The organism is Aeromicrobium sp. REDSEA-S38_B2 (genome assembly GCF_001628525.1).
Classification (GTDB): domain Bacteria; phylum Actinomycetota; class Actinomycetes; order Propionibacteriales; family Nocardioidaceae; genus Aeromicrobium; species Aeromicrobium erythreum.
Window position 1 is genome coordinate 1 of the sequence record NZ_LUNH01000069.1, and the last position, 12,967, is coordinate 12,967.

12 protein-coding genes and 1 riboswitch are annotated in these 12,967 nt (G+C 74.6%); of the genes, 3 read left to right on the plus strand and 9 right to left on the minus strand.

Features of this window, described 5'->3' with window-relative positions; translation table 11 throughout:
- Both cbiT and A6Q81_RS13420 read left to right on the plus strand, forming a co-directional pair.
- The coding region (cbiT, locus tag A6Q81_RS13415) for a precorrin-6Y C5,15-methyltransferase (decarboxylating) subunit CbiT (RefSeq protein WP_286690768.1) at positions 1-777 on the plus strand (777 nt) is incomplete at its 5' end.
- A complete protein-coding gene (locus tag A6Q81_RS13420) occupies positions 774-1,541 on the plus strand; it encodes a cobalt-precorrin-4/precorrin-4 C(11)-methyltransferase (RefSeq protein ID WP_286690769.1) in 768 nt (255 codons plus the stop codon). The genes cbiT and A6Q81_RS13420, both read left to right, overlap by 4 nt.
- A 699-nt stretch (positions 1,542-2,240) precedes the next feature.
- On the opposite strand, the gene A6Q81_RS13425 is transcribed toward A6Q81_RS13420, so the two are convergent.
- The 8 genes from A6Q81_RS13425 to A6Q81_RS13460 all read right to left on the minus strand — a co-directional run bounded on the left by A6Q81_RS13425 (position 2,241) and on the right by A6Q81_RS13460 (position 11,054).
- Positions 2,241-3,248 carry a hemolysin family protein gene (locus A6Q81_RS13425; RefSeq protein ID WP_286690770.1) on the minus strand — a complete coding sequence of 336 codons (1,008 nt, stop codon included), beginning with the start codon at positions 3,246-3,248 and terminating at the stop codon, positions 2,241-2,243.
- Positions 3,245-4,657, minus strand: a complete 1,413-nt coding sequence (locus tag A6Q81_RS13430) for a hemolysin family protein (RefSeq protein ID WP_286690771.1) — start codon at positions 4,655-4,657, stop codon at positions 3,245-3,247. The genes A6Q81_RS13425 and A6Q81_RS13430 overlap by 4 nt, the downstream gene beginning before the upstream one ends.
- A 234-nt stretch (positions 4,658-4,891) precedes the next feature.
- A complete protein-coding gene (locus A6Q81_RS13435) occupies positions 4,892-6,457 on the minus strand; it encodes a precorrin-2 C(20)-methyltransferase (protein WP_502692823.1) in 1,566 nt (521 codons plus the stop codon).
- Positions 6,458-6,486: 29 nt separating this feature from the next.
- On the minus strand, positions 6,487-7,143 hold the full coding sequence (locus A6Q81_RS13440) for a precorrin-8X methylmutase (RefSeq protein WP_067860235.1): 657 nt from the start codon (positions 7,141-7,143) through the stop codon (positions 6,487-6,489).
- Positions 7,140-8,036, minus strand: a complete 897-nt coding sequence (locus tag A6Q81_RS13445) for a ferredoxin-like domain-containing protein (RefSeq protein WP_067860237.1) — start codon at positions 8,034-8,036, stop codon at positions 7,140-7,142. Before A6Q81_RS13445 ends, A6Q81_RS13440 begins: the two co-directional genes overlap by 4 nt.
- A 124-nt stretch (positions 8,037-8,160) precedes the next feature.
- Complete coding sequence (locus A6Q81_RS13450) at positions 8,161-8,925, minus strand: ABC transporter ATP-binding protein (protein WP_067860239.1); 765 nt, start codon at positions 8,923-8,925, stop codon at positions 8,161-8,163.
- A gap of 12 nt (positions 8,926-8,937) precedes the next feature.
- Positions 8,938-10,017 carry a FecCD family ABC transporter permease gene (locus A6Q81_RS13455; protein WP_286690773.1) on the minus strand — a complete coding sequence of 360 codons (1,080 nt, stop codon included), beginning with the start codon at positions 10,015-10,017 and terminating at the stop codon, positions 8,938-8,940.
- Positions 10,014-11,054 carry an ABC transporter substrate-binding protein gene (locus A6Q81_RS13460; protein ID WP_083516473.1) on the minus strand — a complete coding sequence of 347 codons (1,041 nt, stop codon included), beginning with the start codon at positions 11,052-11,054 and terminating at the stop codon, positions 10,014-10,016. The genes A6Q81_RS13455 and A6Q81_RS13460 overlap by 4 nt, the downstream gene beginning before the upstream one ends.
- 305 nt (positions 11,055-11,359) lie before the next feature.
- Positions 11,360-11,541, plus strand: a riboswitch (cobalamin riboswitch).
- 61 nt (positions 11,542-11,602) lie between these two features.
- Here A6Q81_RS13460 and A6Q81_RS13465 point away from each other — a divergent pair.
- Entirely contained in the window at positions 11,603-12,643 is a 1,041-nt protein-coding gene (locus A6Q81_RS13465; RefSeq protein WP_286690774.1) for an ABC transporter substrate-binding protein, read from the plus strand.
- Here A6Q81_RS13465 and A6Q81_RS13470 read toward each other — a convergent pair.
- The coding region (locus tag A6Q81_RS13470) for a nicotinate-nucleotide--dimethylbenzimidazole phosphoribosyltransferase (RefSeq protein WP_286690775.1) at positions 12,640-12,967 on the minus strand (328 nt) is incomplete at its 5' end. The genes A6Q81_RS13465 and A6Q81_RS13470 overlap by 4 nt on opposite strands.

Consider the following 12,967-nt stretch of genomic DNA (forward strand, 5'->3'; position numbering starts at 1 on the left):
CTCGTGCTCTGCTCCGACGCCTCGACCCCGGCACAGGTGGCGGACCTGCTCGCCGCGCAGGGCTACGGCACCAGCACCCTCACCGCGCTCGGCGACCTCGGCTCCGACCACGAGAGCCGCGTCGACGGCGTCGCCGCCACGTGGTCGGCCGACGTCGGCCCGCTCACCGTGCTCGCCGTGCAGGTCGACGACGGCGCGCGCGTGCTGCCGCTCGTCCCCGGCCTGCCCGACGACGCCTTCGAGCACGACGGCCAGGTGACCAAGCGCGACGTCCGCGCGAGCGCCCTCGCCCGGCTCGCACCCACGCCGGGAGCGCTGCTGTGGGACGTCGGGGCGGGCGCCGGGTCCGTCGCCGTCGAGTGGTCGCGCACCCACCCGTCGTGCCGGGCGGTCGCGGTCGAGCGCGACCCCGAGCGCGCCGAGCGCATCGGCAGGAACGCCAGGACGCTCGGCGTCCCCGACCTGCGCGTCGTCGCCGGCCGCGCCCCGGAGGCGCTCGCAGGCCTCGACGCCCCCGACGCGGTGTTCGTCGGCGGCGGCGCCACGGTCGACGGCGTCCTCGACGCCTGCTGGGCGGCCCTGCGGCCGGGCGGTCGGCTCGTCGTCCACGGCGTGACGCTGGAGACCGAGCAGCTGCTGGTCGCGTGGCGCGGCCGGGTCGGCGGCGAGCTGGTGCGCCTGCTCGTCGAGACCGCCGCCCCGCTGGGCTCGTTCACGTCGTGGACGCCCGCGCGGGCCGTCACGCAGCTGTCCGTCGTCAAGGGGGCGCAGGAATGACCGTGCACGTGGTGGGCGCCGGACCGGGCGCCGCCGACCTGCTCACCGTCCGCGCGGCTCGCCTGCTGGAGCGTGCCGACGTCGTGGTCTACGCCGGCACCTACGTCGAGGCCGTGCTGGAGCATTGCCGCCCCGACGCGCGGCTCGTCGACACGCAGGACCTCGACCTCGACCAGATCACCGAGGTCGTCGTCGACGCGCACCGCGCGGGGCTGGAGGTCGTGCGGCTGTCGTCGGGCGACCCGTCGCTGTACTCGGCGCTGCACGAGCTGACCCGTCGCCTCGACGCCGCGCAGGTGCCGTGGGACGTGACGCCCGGGGTGCCCGCGTACGCCGCGGCGGCCGCGCGGCTCGGCGTCGAGCTGACCGTGCCCGAGGTGGTGCAGTCGGTCGTGCTGACGCGCACCCAGGCCCGCTCGACGGCGATGCCGTCGAGCGAGGAGCTGGAGGCGTTCGCCGCCACCGGTGCGACGCTGGCCCTGCACCTGGCGATCACCCGCACGCGTCCGCTGGCCGAGCGCCTCGCCGCGGTGCTCGGCGACGACACCCCCGTCGCCGTCGTCGCCAACGCGTCGCAGGAGGCCGAGGTCGTGCTGCGCGGCACCCTCGCCGACGTCGCCGGCCAGGTCGAGGCGGCTGGTCTGCGCCAGGCCGCGGTGATCCTCGTCGGCCCGGCCGTCGCCCGCCCCGACGGCGCGGAGTCCTACCTGTACTCCCCCACCCGCGACCGCACCTCCAAGCGCCGCCTCCCGCCGGCCGAGTAGCCGCCCCTCCCGCTGGTCGAGTAGCGGCACCGGCGACGAAGGAGCCCGGTGCCGCGTATCGAGACCACCCGGCAACGGATCAGCGCGGGCCGACCCCCAGCGCCAGCCCAGAGTGGTCTCGATACGTCCGCCCCAGCTCCTTCGTCGCGGGCCGGACTACTCGACCAGCGGACCGGATCGCTGGTCGAGTAGCAGGGACGAGCTTGCGAGGTCCCTGCGTATCGAGACCACCCGGCAACAGCCCAGCGCGGGCCGACCCCCAGCGACCACCCAGAGTGGTCTCGATACACCTCCCCTCGCTAGCGCTCGTGGAGGCACTCGACCAGCGACGGGTTCCGCTGGTCGAGTAGCGGCACCGGCGACGAAAGAGTCCGGTGCCGCCAATCGAGACCACCCGGCAACGGATCAGCGCGAGCCAACCCCCAGCGACCACCCAGAGTGGTCTCGATACGTCCGCCCCGCTCCTTCGTCGCCGGCCGGACTACTCGACCAGCGGATCGGATCGCTGGTCGAGTAGCAGGGACGAGCTTGCGAGGTCCCTGCGTATCGAGACCACCCGGCAACAGATCAGCGCGGGCCAACCCCCAGCGACCACCCAGAGTGGTCTCGATACGCCTCGCCTCGCTGGCGCTCGTGGAGGCACTCGACCAGCGAAACCCACCGCTGGTCGAGCAGCCGCGACGAGTGCCAACGGTGGGGTCAGGCGGGGACCTCGTCGAGGAGACGGCGGAGGACGTCGGCGAGGGTCACGACGCCGATGCCGTGCTCGGTGCGGACCACGGCGAGGTGCTGGCTGGTCTCGCGCATGACCGCGAGGGCCTCGTGCACCGGCCTCGCCGGGTCGAGGTGGAACGGCTCGCGCACCAGGTCGGCCACGCCCTCGTCGGCGTCGCGCACCAGGGTCTCGCGCACGTGCACGACGCCGGCGACCTCGCCGCCGTCGACGACGAGGATCCGCAGGTGCCCGCTGCGCTCCGCCGCGGCCTGCACGTCGGCGACCGTGCTGCCCGACGGGACCGACGTGGGCACCGCGCCCGGCTTCAGCAGGTCGGCGACGGTGAGGTCGCGCAGGCCCAGGGCCCGCGACAGCGACGCGGAGTAGCCCGCCTCGAGCGCGCCCGCCTCGGCGGAGTGCTTGACCAGGTGCCGCAGGTCGTCCGGCGTGGAGCCGCCGGCCACGGTGTCGACCGGGTCGACGCCCACGAGCACGAGGCACCGGTTGGCCGCGCCGTTGAGCATCGTGAGGATCGGCCGGGTGAACCACATGAACCCGCGCATCGGGATCGCGAGCATCGTCGCCGACCGCTCCGGGTGGGCGATCGCCCACGACTTCGGCATCATCTCGCCCACCACGAGGTGCAGGAAGGTCATGACGACCAGCGCGATGACGAACCCGGCGGCGTCGGCCACCCAGTACGGCATGCCCCAGCCCTCGAACAGCGGCGTGAGCGCGTAGTGCACGGCCGGCTTCGCGGTGGCGCCGAGCGCCAGGACGCACAGCGTGATGCCGAGCTGCGCGCCCGCCAGCAGCACCGTGAGCTCGGAGGAGGAGCGCAGCGCGGCTCGTGCGGCGCGGCTGTGCGGGGCGGCGTCCTCCAGCCGGTGCCGGCGCGCGGCCAGCAGCGCGAACTCGATCGCGACGAAGAACGCGCTCGCCGCGATGATCACGACGGTGACCGCGAGGACCACCCAGGGGTTGCTCATCATCGGGGCACCTCGGTCTCGTCGGCGCGCTGGGGCGCGATCTCGTCGGCGTCGTCGGACGGCTCCACGTAGGGCCGGACGACCCAGCTGACCCGCACCGACGACGGCACGTAGTGCTCGACCTCGAGCACGTCGAAGCGCAGGCGCGGGGCGGCGGGCTGGTCGTCGAGGACGAGCGTCGCGGCGTCGGGCGGCAGGTCGAGCTCGACGCCGTCGCCGGCCTCGGGGAGCGCACCCGCCTGCGCGATGACGAGGCCCGACACGGTCTCGACGTCGTCGAGCTCGGGCAGGTCGTGGTCGATGACCCGCTCGACCTCGTCGAGCGGCGCGTCGCCGGAGAACAGCCAGGCGTCGTCGCCGTCGACCACGGCGAGGGGTCGCTCGTCGTCGTGCTCGTCGGTGATCTCGCCGACCAGCTCCTCCGCGAGGTCCTCGATGGTGAGCACGCCGGAGAGTCCGCCGTACTCGTCGATCACGCAGGCCAGCTGCTGCCGGGCGCGCTCGAGCGTGCGGCGCGCCACGGGCAGCAGCATCACCTCGGGCACGACGACGGGATCGCGCGCGAGGTCGGCGGCGGTGCCCTCGCGTGCGGTCATGACGTCGACGAGGTGCACGACGCCGACGAGCCGGTCGTCGTCGTCGAGGACGGGGTAGCGGGAGTGGCCGGTCGACATCTGCTCGCGCACGGCGTCGACGGTGTCGTCGGGACGCACGACGTCGACGCGCGAGCGCGGGATCATGGCGTGCTCGACGTCGCGGCGCGGGAAGTCGATGACCCGGTCGAGGAGCAGGGAGAGGTCGCGCGGGAGGTCGCCGCTCTCGCGCGACTCGGCGACGATGTGCTCGAGGTCGCGTGCGGTCGCGGTGCTGTCGACGTCGTGCACGGGCTCGATCCGCAGCGCGCGCAGCAGCACGTTCGAGGCCTGGTCGAAGAACCAGATCAGCCAGCCGAAGACCGCGAGGTAGAGGTTGGTCGAGCGCGCCAGCCAGCGGGCGACGGGCTCGGGTCGGGCGATCGCGAGGTTCTTCGGGAACAGCTCGCCGAACAGCATCTGCACGAACGTCGCGAACACCAGCGCCAGCACCGTGCCGATGCCGATGCCGACCGCGGTCGGCACGCCGACGCCGCCGAGGATCTCGCCGAAGGCACGGCCGATGAGCGGCTCGGCGACGTAGCCGACGAGCAGGCCCGTGACGGTGATGCCGAGCTGGGCGCCGGACAGCATGAACGACGTGCGGTTGGTGACCGCGAGCGCACGCTGGGCGCCCTTGTCGCCCTGCGCCGCGAGGGAGTTCAGCCGCGACCGGTCGACCGCCATGTAGGCGAACTCCTGGGCGACGAAGTAGCCCGTCGCGGCGGTGATGGCGAGCACGACCAGCAGGCCGAGCAGCAGGAGGAGGACCGTGATCACCGCACGCGCCTCTCCGGGTCGCGGGTGGTCACGGTCTGGGGACTTCGACTGGGGTCCATGGCTCTCTCTGTGGAGGGTCGTGATCGATGGGGGAACGAGCCGGCGGGCCGGCGAGTTCCCGACGTGCCGATCGTCTCAGCGCTCGACCTCCCGCGCACATCCATGCGTCGTGGACACTTCCGGGGCGTTGTGGGCCCTTAAGGCGCCCCGGAAGTGTCCAGAAGTCGGGGATGGTCAGGCGTCGACCGACCGCGACGTCCAGACGGCGCCCGTGGGGCTGACCCGGGTGTGCGACGAGCCGACGACGAGCAGGCACTTCATGTCGATGGACTCGGGGTCGAGGTCGGCGAGGGTGGTCACCTGCAGCGACTCCTCGGCGCGCCCGACGTCGCGGCCGACCACGACGACGGTGGAGGGGTCGCGGTGCTCGAGCAGGATCCGCCGCATGTCGGCGACCTGCGTGGTGCGTGAGCGCGAGCGCGGGTTGTAGACGGCGAGGACGAGGTCGGCGTCGGCCACGGCGCGCAGCCGCCTCTCGACGACCGACCACGGCTTGAGCCGGTCCGACAGGCTCATGACGGCGAAGTCGCCGCCGATCGGCGCGCCGGCGCGGGCGGCGACCGCCTGCACGGCCGAGACGCCGGGCACCACGCGGACGGTGACGTCGTGCAGGTGCGGCTGCGCCTCCTGCGCCTCCAGCACCGCGGTGGCCATGCCGAAGACGCCGGCGTCGCCGCCGGACACGACGGCCACCCGCTCCCCCGACCTCGCCAGCTCGAGCGCGTGCGTGGCACGGTCGAGCTCGACCGTGTTGCCCGACGCGTGACGCTGCAGCCCCACCCGCTGCGGCACGCGCGCGACGTACGGCGCGTACCCGACGACGTGCCCGACCTGCGCCAGCTCGTCGGAGGCCTCGGGGGTGAGCCAGGCATCGGGGCCCGGTCCGAGCCCGACGACCACCACCTCCCCCTGGTGCGTGAGGTCGCCGACCGACTCCTCGCCCGGGACGGGCGACGACGACCCGGCTCGCGCCGACGGCGCGGCGTCGTAGCGGGCGCCGTGGCCGTCGCCCGGGACCACGACGAGGGAGAAGTAGGGCACCGACGTCGGGTCGACGTCGGCGACCGGCAGCCAGCGCTGCTCGGGCATCGAGGCACGCTCGACGTAGAGCGCGGTGTCGAGCCGGCCGGCCTGCTCCAGCGCCGAGCGGACGGCCGGGAACGTGCGGCCGAGCTTCATGATGATGGCGCCGTCGGTGTCGGCGAGGCGTCGCGCCAGCTCCGCCTCCGGCAGCGTGCCCGGCAGGACCGTGAGCACGTCGGTCTGGCGCACCAGCGGCGTGGCGGCCAGCGCCGTGGCCGCGGCGAACGCCGGCACCCCCGCCACGACCTCGGTCTCGAACTCCTCGGACAACCGGTCGTGCAGGTACATGAACGAGCCGTAGAACATGGGGTCGCCCTCGGCCAGCACCACGACGTCGCGACCCGCCGCCAGGTGCTCGCGCAGCCGCTGCGCGCACTCCTCGTAGAAGTCGGCCATCGCCCCCGCGTAGCCGCCGGGGTGCTCCGCCGTGCCCGTGGTGACCGGGTACTGCAGCACCTCCTCGACGACGTCCGCCGGCACCAGGCCGTCGACGATGCGCCGCGCGTTCGAGCGCTTGCCCACGCCCTGGTGGTAGGCGACGACGTCGGCGTCGCGGATGAGCCGCGCGGTCTTCAACGTCACCAGCTCGGGGTCACCGGGGCCGACGCCCACGCCCCACAGCCGGCCACTGCTGTCCTGCCGCCCGCCGCCCGACACCCCCGCCGGGCCGACGACGTCTCCGCCGCTCACTCCTTCTCCTGCGCGAGCGCGTTGAGCGCCGACGCCGCCATGGCGGAGCCGCCGCGACGTCCGCGCACGGTCACGAACGGGACGTCGATGCCGTGCGTCTGCGCGAAGGCCGCCAACGCGTCCTTCGACTCGGCCGCACCGATGAACCCCACCGGCACCCCGACGACCGCGGCCGGGCGCGGTGCACCGTCGGCGAGCAGCTCGAGCAGGTGGAACAGGGCGGTGGGCGCGTTGCCGATCGCGACGACGGCACCGTCGAGCCGGTCACCCCACAGCGACACCGCGGCCGCGGAGCGGGTCGTGCCCCACTCCCGCGCGAGGTCGGGCACGCGCTCGTCGCGCAGCAGGCAGAGCACGTCGTTGTCCTTCGGCAGCCGCGCGCGCGTGACGCCCGACGCCACCATCGTCGCGTCGCACAGGATCGGCGCGCCGGCCTGCAACGCCTCGCGGGCCGCCGACACGAGCCGCGGGTGCACGACCATGTCGTCGACGAGGTCGGTCTGGCCCGTGCCGTGGATCATCCGCACGGCCACCTTCTCGGCGTCGGCCGGGATGCCCGTCAGGTCGGTCTCGCGCCGGATGGTCGCGAAGGAGTCGACGTAGATGGCAGCGCCGCTGCCCTCGTACTCGAAGCGCCGGGTGGGGGGTCTCATGCGGTCTCCCTCGACAGGTCGGAGGTCACGGTCAGGTCGGGCACGACCACGCTGCGCCACGGGGTCACGAGCAGCTCGCCCTCGGCCAGCGCGAGCAGCCGGTCGACGTCGGGCCGGCGCAGCACGCCACCCTCGACGGGCACGTGGACGAACCGGCGTCCGTCGTCCTGCAGCCCGGGGCCCTCCGGCAGCGGGAGGGCCCGGACCTGGGTGCGCAGGTCGCGGGCGTGCAGGTCGCCCAGCACGGCCGCGCCGCCGCGCGGCAGGTCGTCGACGTGCCACGTGCCCACGTCGGGACGCATGCGCCGGAAGCGGTGGGCCAGGGCACCCAGCACCTCGGGCAGCGCCTCGAGCGGCACGACCTCGCCCCAGTGCCGACCGGCACGCACCTGCGCGTGACCGTCGTCGACCGCGACCGCGCCGACGTCGAGCGAGCGGTCGACGAGGTCGCCGCGACCGTCGTCGAGGACGACGAGGAACCGTGCCGACAGGTCGGCCAGGTCGGGGTCGGCACACACGAGCGCGTCGTAGCGCTCGGCGACCGGCCGCAGGTCGGCCCGACCGCTCAGCCGACCCGACAGCGGCGAGACCATCACGTTGCGCACGAGCTCGTGGCTGCGGCTCGGCAGCAGGCCGGTCGCCGCGAGGTCGGCCACGACGGGCTCCGGCAGCCTGCCGTCGACGGACGCGATGCCGCGCACCTGCAGGTTGGCGCGGCGCGTCAGCCCGACCGTGCCGTCGCCGTGCCGCTCCGCGACGTCGAGCAGACGCGCGAGGGCCGCCGTGGGCAGCCGACCGCCGACCAGCCGCAGGCGCACCAGCGCGCCGTCGTCGGCGATCCACGGCCGGCACACGCCGGGGCACCGGTCGGCGCGGTCACGTGGGCTCGTCACGCCGTCTCCTCCCCTGTCCCTCGAGCACGGACGGGGGTCCGGCGGCCTGCCGGACCGCTCCAGGACGGCGTCGATCCTGTCACACCGCACCGACGTGACGGGCCTGCCGTCCGGGAGAGCACGCTCACGCGAGCACCCCGGTGAACCGCACGTGCGGCGCGCCGTCGACGCTCTGCACCTGCGCGTCGACGCCGTAGACGTCGGCGATGAGCTCGGTCGTGAGCACGTCGGCCGGACGTCCCGCCGCGCGCACCCGGCCGTCGGCGAGCACCACCAGCGCGTCGCAGTACCGCGCGGCGAGGTTGAGGTCGTGCAGCGCCATCACCGTCGTGGTCGAGGCGGCCCGCACCAGCTCCAGCAGCTCCAGCTGGTGCCTGACGTCGAGGTGGTTGGTCGGCTCGTCGAGCAGCAGCTCGGTCGGTTCCTGCGCCAGCGCGCGGGCGATCTGGACCCGCTGCCGCTCCCCGCCGGACAACGTCGAGTAGGGCCGCTCCAGCAGGTGACCCGTCCGGGTGGTCGCGGCGGAGGCCTCCACGACGGCGCGGTCGGTGGCGCTCAGCGGCGCCCACGACGGCCGGTGCGGGAGCCGACCGAGGCCCACGACGTCGCGCACGGTGGGATCGGTGTCGGTCACGACCTCCTGGTCGACCATCGCGAGCCGACGCGCCACCTGGCGCCGACCCAGGCTCGCGAGGTCGTCGTCGCCGAGGCGCACCACGCCCGACGACGCCGGCCGCAACCCCGCCAGCAGCCGCAGCAGCGAGGACTTGCCCGACCCGTTCGGTCCCAGCAGCCCCACCGTGCTGCCCGGCGCCACGTCGAGGCTCACGCCGTCGACTACGACCTTGCCGCGCACGCCCCACCGGACGTCGACCGCGAGGATGCTCATGCCCGTCCCGCCTCAGCCACGACGCCGCCTCCGCACCAGGATCACGACGAACGCCGGCACGCCCACGAGCGCCGTCGCGACGCCGACCGGCAGCTCCTGCGGCGCGATGACCGTCCGCGCGCCGACGTCGACCCACACCAGGAACACCGCTCCGAGCACCGCCGACACCGGCAGCAGCACACGGTGCCGCGAGCCGACGACCGCGCGCGCGGCGTGCGGCAGCACGAGCCCGACGAACCCGATGGCCCCCGACGTCGACACGATGACGGCCGTCATGAGCGCGGTGACCACGAGCAGCAGCAGCCGGGTGCGCTGCACGGAGACGCCGAGCGCCGAGGCGGCGTCCTCGCCGAACGTGAACGCGTCGAGCGAGCCCGCCGCGAGCCAGCACAGCAGCAGCCCGACGAGCACCACGCTCCCGCACACCACGACGTCGCGCCACGACGCCGTGCCGAGCGAGCCGAGCAGCCAGAACAGCACCCCGCGGGTCTGCTCGGCGTCGGCCGCGGTGAAGACGATGAACGACGTCAGCGCCGAGAACAGCTGCGTGGCCGCGACCCCCGCGAGGATCATCCGGTCGGTCGTGCCGCCGGCCAGCGTGCCGAGCAGCAGCACCAGCGCGAAGGCCAGCAGCGCCCCGACGAACGCACCGGAGGCGAGCGTCGCGGCGCCGGCGCCCACCCCGAGCACGACGATCGCGACGGCACCGGCCGAGGCGCCGGAGGAGATCCCGAGCACGAACGGGTCGGCCAGCGGGTTGCGCAGCAGCGACTGCAGCACCACCCCGCAGAGCGCCAGCCCCGCACCACAGGCGGCCGCCAGCACGGCCCGCGGCAGGCGCAGGTCCCAGATGATCGCCTCCTGGATGCCCGTGAGGCCCGACGGCGCGACGCCCAACCGCGACAGCGCGACCGCGAACGCGTCGCCCGGGCCGAGCCCCGACGGCCCGATCGTCGTCGCGACCGCGATCGAGACCAGCAGGCCCACGAGCGCCGCCGACCACAGGACGGCCGCCCGCCCGGCGCGCGCCGGACGCGACGGACCCGAGGTCGAAGGCGCCGTCCTGCGCAGCGCCGGGGGGAGCAGGGTCACGACGGCTCGTACCCCAGGCTGCGCAGCCCCTCGGCCACCGTCTCGACGGCGTCGACCGTGCGGATCGACGGGTTCAGGGCGGCGCCCGGCAGCAGCACGTACCGCTTCTCGCGCACCGCCGTCATGCGACGGGTGACGGGGTTGGACTCGAGGAAGGCGATCTTCGCGCGCGCCGACTCGGCGGTCTGGCTCTTGCGCGTCAGGTCGCCGATCACCAGCACGTCGGGGTCGGCGGCGGCGATCGACTCCCAGCCGATCTGCGGCCACTCCGCCTGCTGGTCCTCGAAGACGTTGGTCAGGCCGAGCGCGCGGGTCACGATGCCCGGACCGCCGCAGCAGCCCGCACCGTACGGCGCCTCGGCGTTGGCGAACCAGTAGAAGACCGACACGTCGTCGAACGGCGTCCGCGACGCCGCCGCGAGCCGCTGCTGCAGCGACGACACGACCTCCTCGCCACGCTCCTCGGTGCCCGTGAGCGCGGCGAGGTCGCGCACCTCGGCGTAGATCGTCGACATCTCCAGCGGCCGGTCACGCGCGCCGTCGCCCCCGCCGAAGTCGGACTTCTCGCACTCCGCCGCCGACAGGTACGCCGGCACGCCGACGTCGGCCAGCTGCTGCGGCGTCGCGACCCCGCCCTCGCTCAGCGTGTTCGCGAACGACGCCGTCACCAGGTCGGGCTCGGTGGCCAGCAGCTCCTCGAACGACGGCGCTTGGTCGGCCAGCCGGTCGACCTTCTCGTTCTCGTCGGCCAGCGACGGCAGGATCGGGTCGGTCCACCCGGCCGCGCCCACCATGCGGTCGGCGAGCCCGAGGCTCAGCAGGATCTCCGTGCTGCCCTGGTTCAGCGACGCGATGCGCTGCGGCGGCGCGTCGACCGTGATCCGTCGGTCGCAGCGCTCGACGCTGGCGGGGAACCCGGCGGCCTCGGTGCCGCCGGCGTCGGCCGACGACGCCGACGTCGAGGAGCCGCAGCCGGCGAGCAGCGGCGCCGCGAGCGCGGCCGTCGCGAGGAGGGAGAGGGGGCGGCGTGGTCGCATCGCGATCCTTCGCTCAGGGGTCCGTGTCGCGAGACCCGTCGGGAGCCCCGCGGCGGACGCCGCGGGTCGCCACCGGGTGTCGGACTCGGGCCGTGGCCCCTACCGTTGCGCGTCAGTCCCGGACTTCGACCGGGTTCCCTCACGTGGCAGCCGCACCGTAGCACCCGGCCAGCCGGTCCCCCGCTGGTCCCGTTCGCCGCGCCCCCTCGCCGCCCAGGGCCCGGCACCCCGCCGGGGCTATCCGCCGCCCAGGGCCCGGCACCCCTGCCGGGCCCCTCGCCGCCCAGGGCCCGGCACCCCGCCGCTGCTACGGTGAGCGCGCCAGTCACCCTCGCAGAGGGTCAGGGAACCCGGTGCGACCCCGGGACTGACGCGCAGCGGTGTGGGAGACGTGGCGGACCACGACGCCACTGGGAGCTCGCTCCTGGGAAGGCGGTCCGTCACCGCGACCCCGAGTCCGAAGACCTGCTGGCCGCCACCCCACCGGGGCGGCGTCACCCGACTCGGGGCTCTCGCGCACGGAGCCCCCGGACCCGAGACGAGACCCCATGCCCTCCCCCGTCGGCACACGCCCGCGCCGCACCACCGCCCTCCTGGCCACCCTCTGCCTCGCCGCGCCGCTCGCTGCGTGCGGCTCCTCGTCACCACGATCCACCGACGACGCGTCCGCCGCGGCCGGGTTCCCGGTCACCGTCGAGAACTGCGGGCACGACGTCACCGAGACGGCCCCGCCCCGCCGCATCGTCGCCATCAACCAGCCCGCCACCGAGCTGCTGCTGAGCCTCGGCCTCGCCGACCGGATGGCCGGCTACGGCGTCAGCGACCACGACTTCCTGCCGGGGCTGAAGGCCGAGGCCCGCAGGACGAAGGCCCTCGACGCCGAGTTCCCCGGCTTCGAGTCGATGCTCTCGCTCGAGCCCGACCTCGTCTACGCCACGTTCGCCTACGCGTTCACCGGCGAGGGCGTCGCGCCCCGCCGGAAGTTCGACGAGGTCGGCATCCCCACGTACCAGTCGCCCAGCGAGTGCGGCGGCCAGGACGCCCAGCACGACGAGCCGCTCACCCTCGACGACCTCTACGCCGAGATCGGCGACGTGTCGCGCCTGACCGGCGTCGAGGACCGCGGCGACCGGCTCGTCGCCGAGCTGCGGGAGCGGGCCCGGAAGGTGACCGTCGACCTCGACGCCGACGACGTGACGCTCGGCTGGTGGTACGCGTCGACGAAGAGTCCCTACATGGCCGGGTGCTGCGGCGCCCCGGGGCTGATGACGCGCGCGGTCGGGGCCACGAACGCGTTCGGCGACAACGAGCGGCTCTGGCCCGAGACGAGCTGGGAGTCGATCCTCGACGCCGACCCGACCGTCCTCGTGCTCGCCGACCTCGAGCGCGGTGGCGACGGCGACAGCGCGGAGGCCAAGATCCGCTTCCTCGAGTCCGACCCCGTCGCGCGTCAGCTCACCGCCGTCAAGAAGCGTCGCTACGTGGTGCTCGGCGGCACCACGATGGACCCGTCGATCCGCAACGTCGACGGGATCGAGCAGCTCGCGCAGGGTCTGCGCGACCTGGGCGTCGTGCCCGACGGGCGCTAGCCGAGGACCTCCGACAGCAGAGCGACGTCGCGCAGCAGGAGGGCGGCGGAGCGCACGAGCGGGACGGCCGCGAGCGCGCCGCTGCCCTCGCCCAGACGCAGGCCGAGGTCGAGCAGCGGCTCGAGGCCGAGCTTCTCCAGGGCGAGCGACTGCGCCGGCTCGGTGGAGCGGTGCCCGGCGGCGAACCACGCCGACGCACCCGGCGCGAGGTCGTCGGCGGTGAGCGCGCACGCCACCGAGATCAGCCCGTCGAGCAGCACCGGCACACCGGCCTGCGCCGCCGCGACCAGGAAGCCGACCGTCGCGGCGAGATCGGCGCTGCCG

Coding starts and splice junctions, on each gene's coding strand:
- A6Q81_RS13420 (WP_286690769.1), top strand. CDS start 774: ATGACCGTGCACGTGGTGGGCGCCGGACCGGGCGCCGCCGACCTGCTC.
- A6Q81_RS13425 (WP_286690770.1), bottom strand. CDS start 3,248: ATGATGAGCAACCCCTGGGTGGTCCTCGCGGTCACCGTCGTGATCATC.
- A6Q81_RS13440 (WP_067860235.1), bottom strand. CDS start 7,143: ATGAGACCCCCCACCCGGCGCTTCGAGTACGAGGGCAGCGGCGCTGCC.
- A6Q81_RS13450 (WP_067860239.1), bottom strand. CDS start 8,925: ATGAGCATCCTCGCGGTCGACGTCCGGTGGGGCGTGCGCGGCAAGGTC.
- A6Q81_RS13460 (WP_083516473.1), bottom strand. CDS start 11,054: ATGCGACCACGCCGCCCCCTCTCCCTCCTCGCGACGGCCGCGCTCGCG.
- A6Q81_RS13465 (WP_286690774.1), top strand. CDS start 11,603: ATGCCCTCCCCCGTCGGCACACGCCCGCGCCGCACCACCGCCCTCCTG.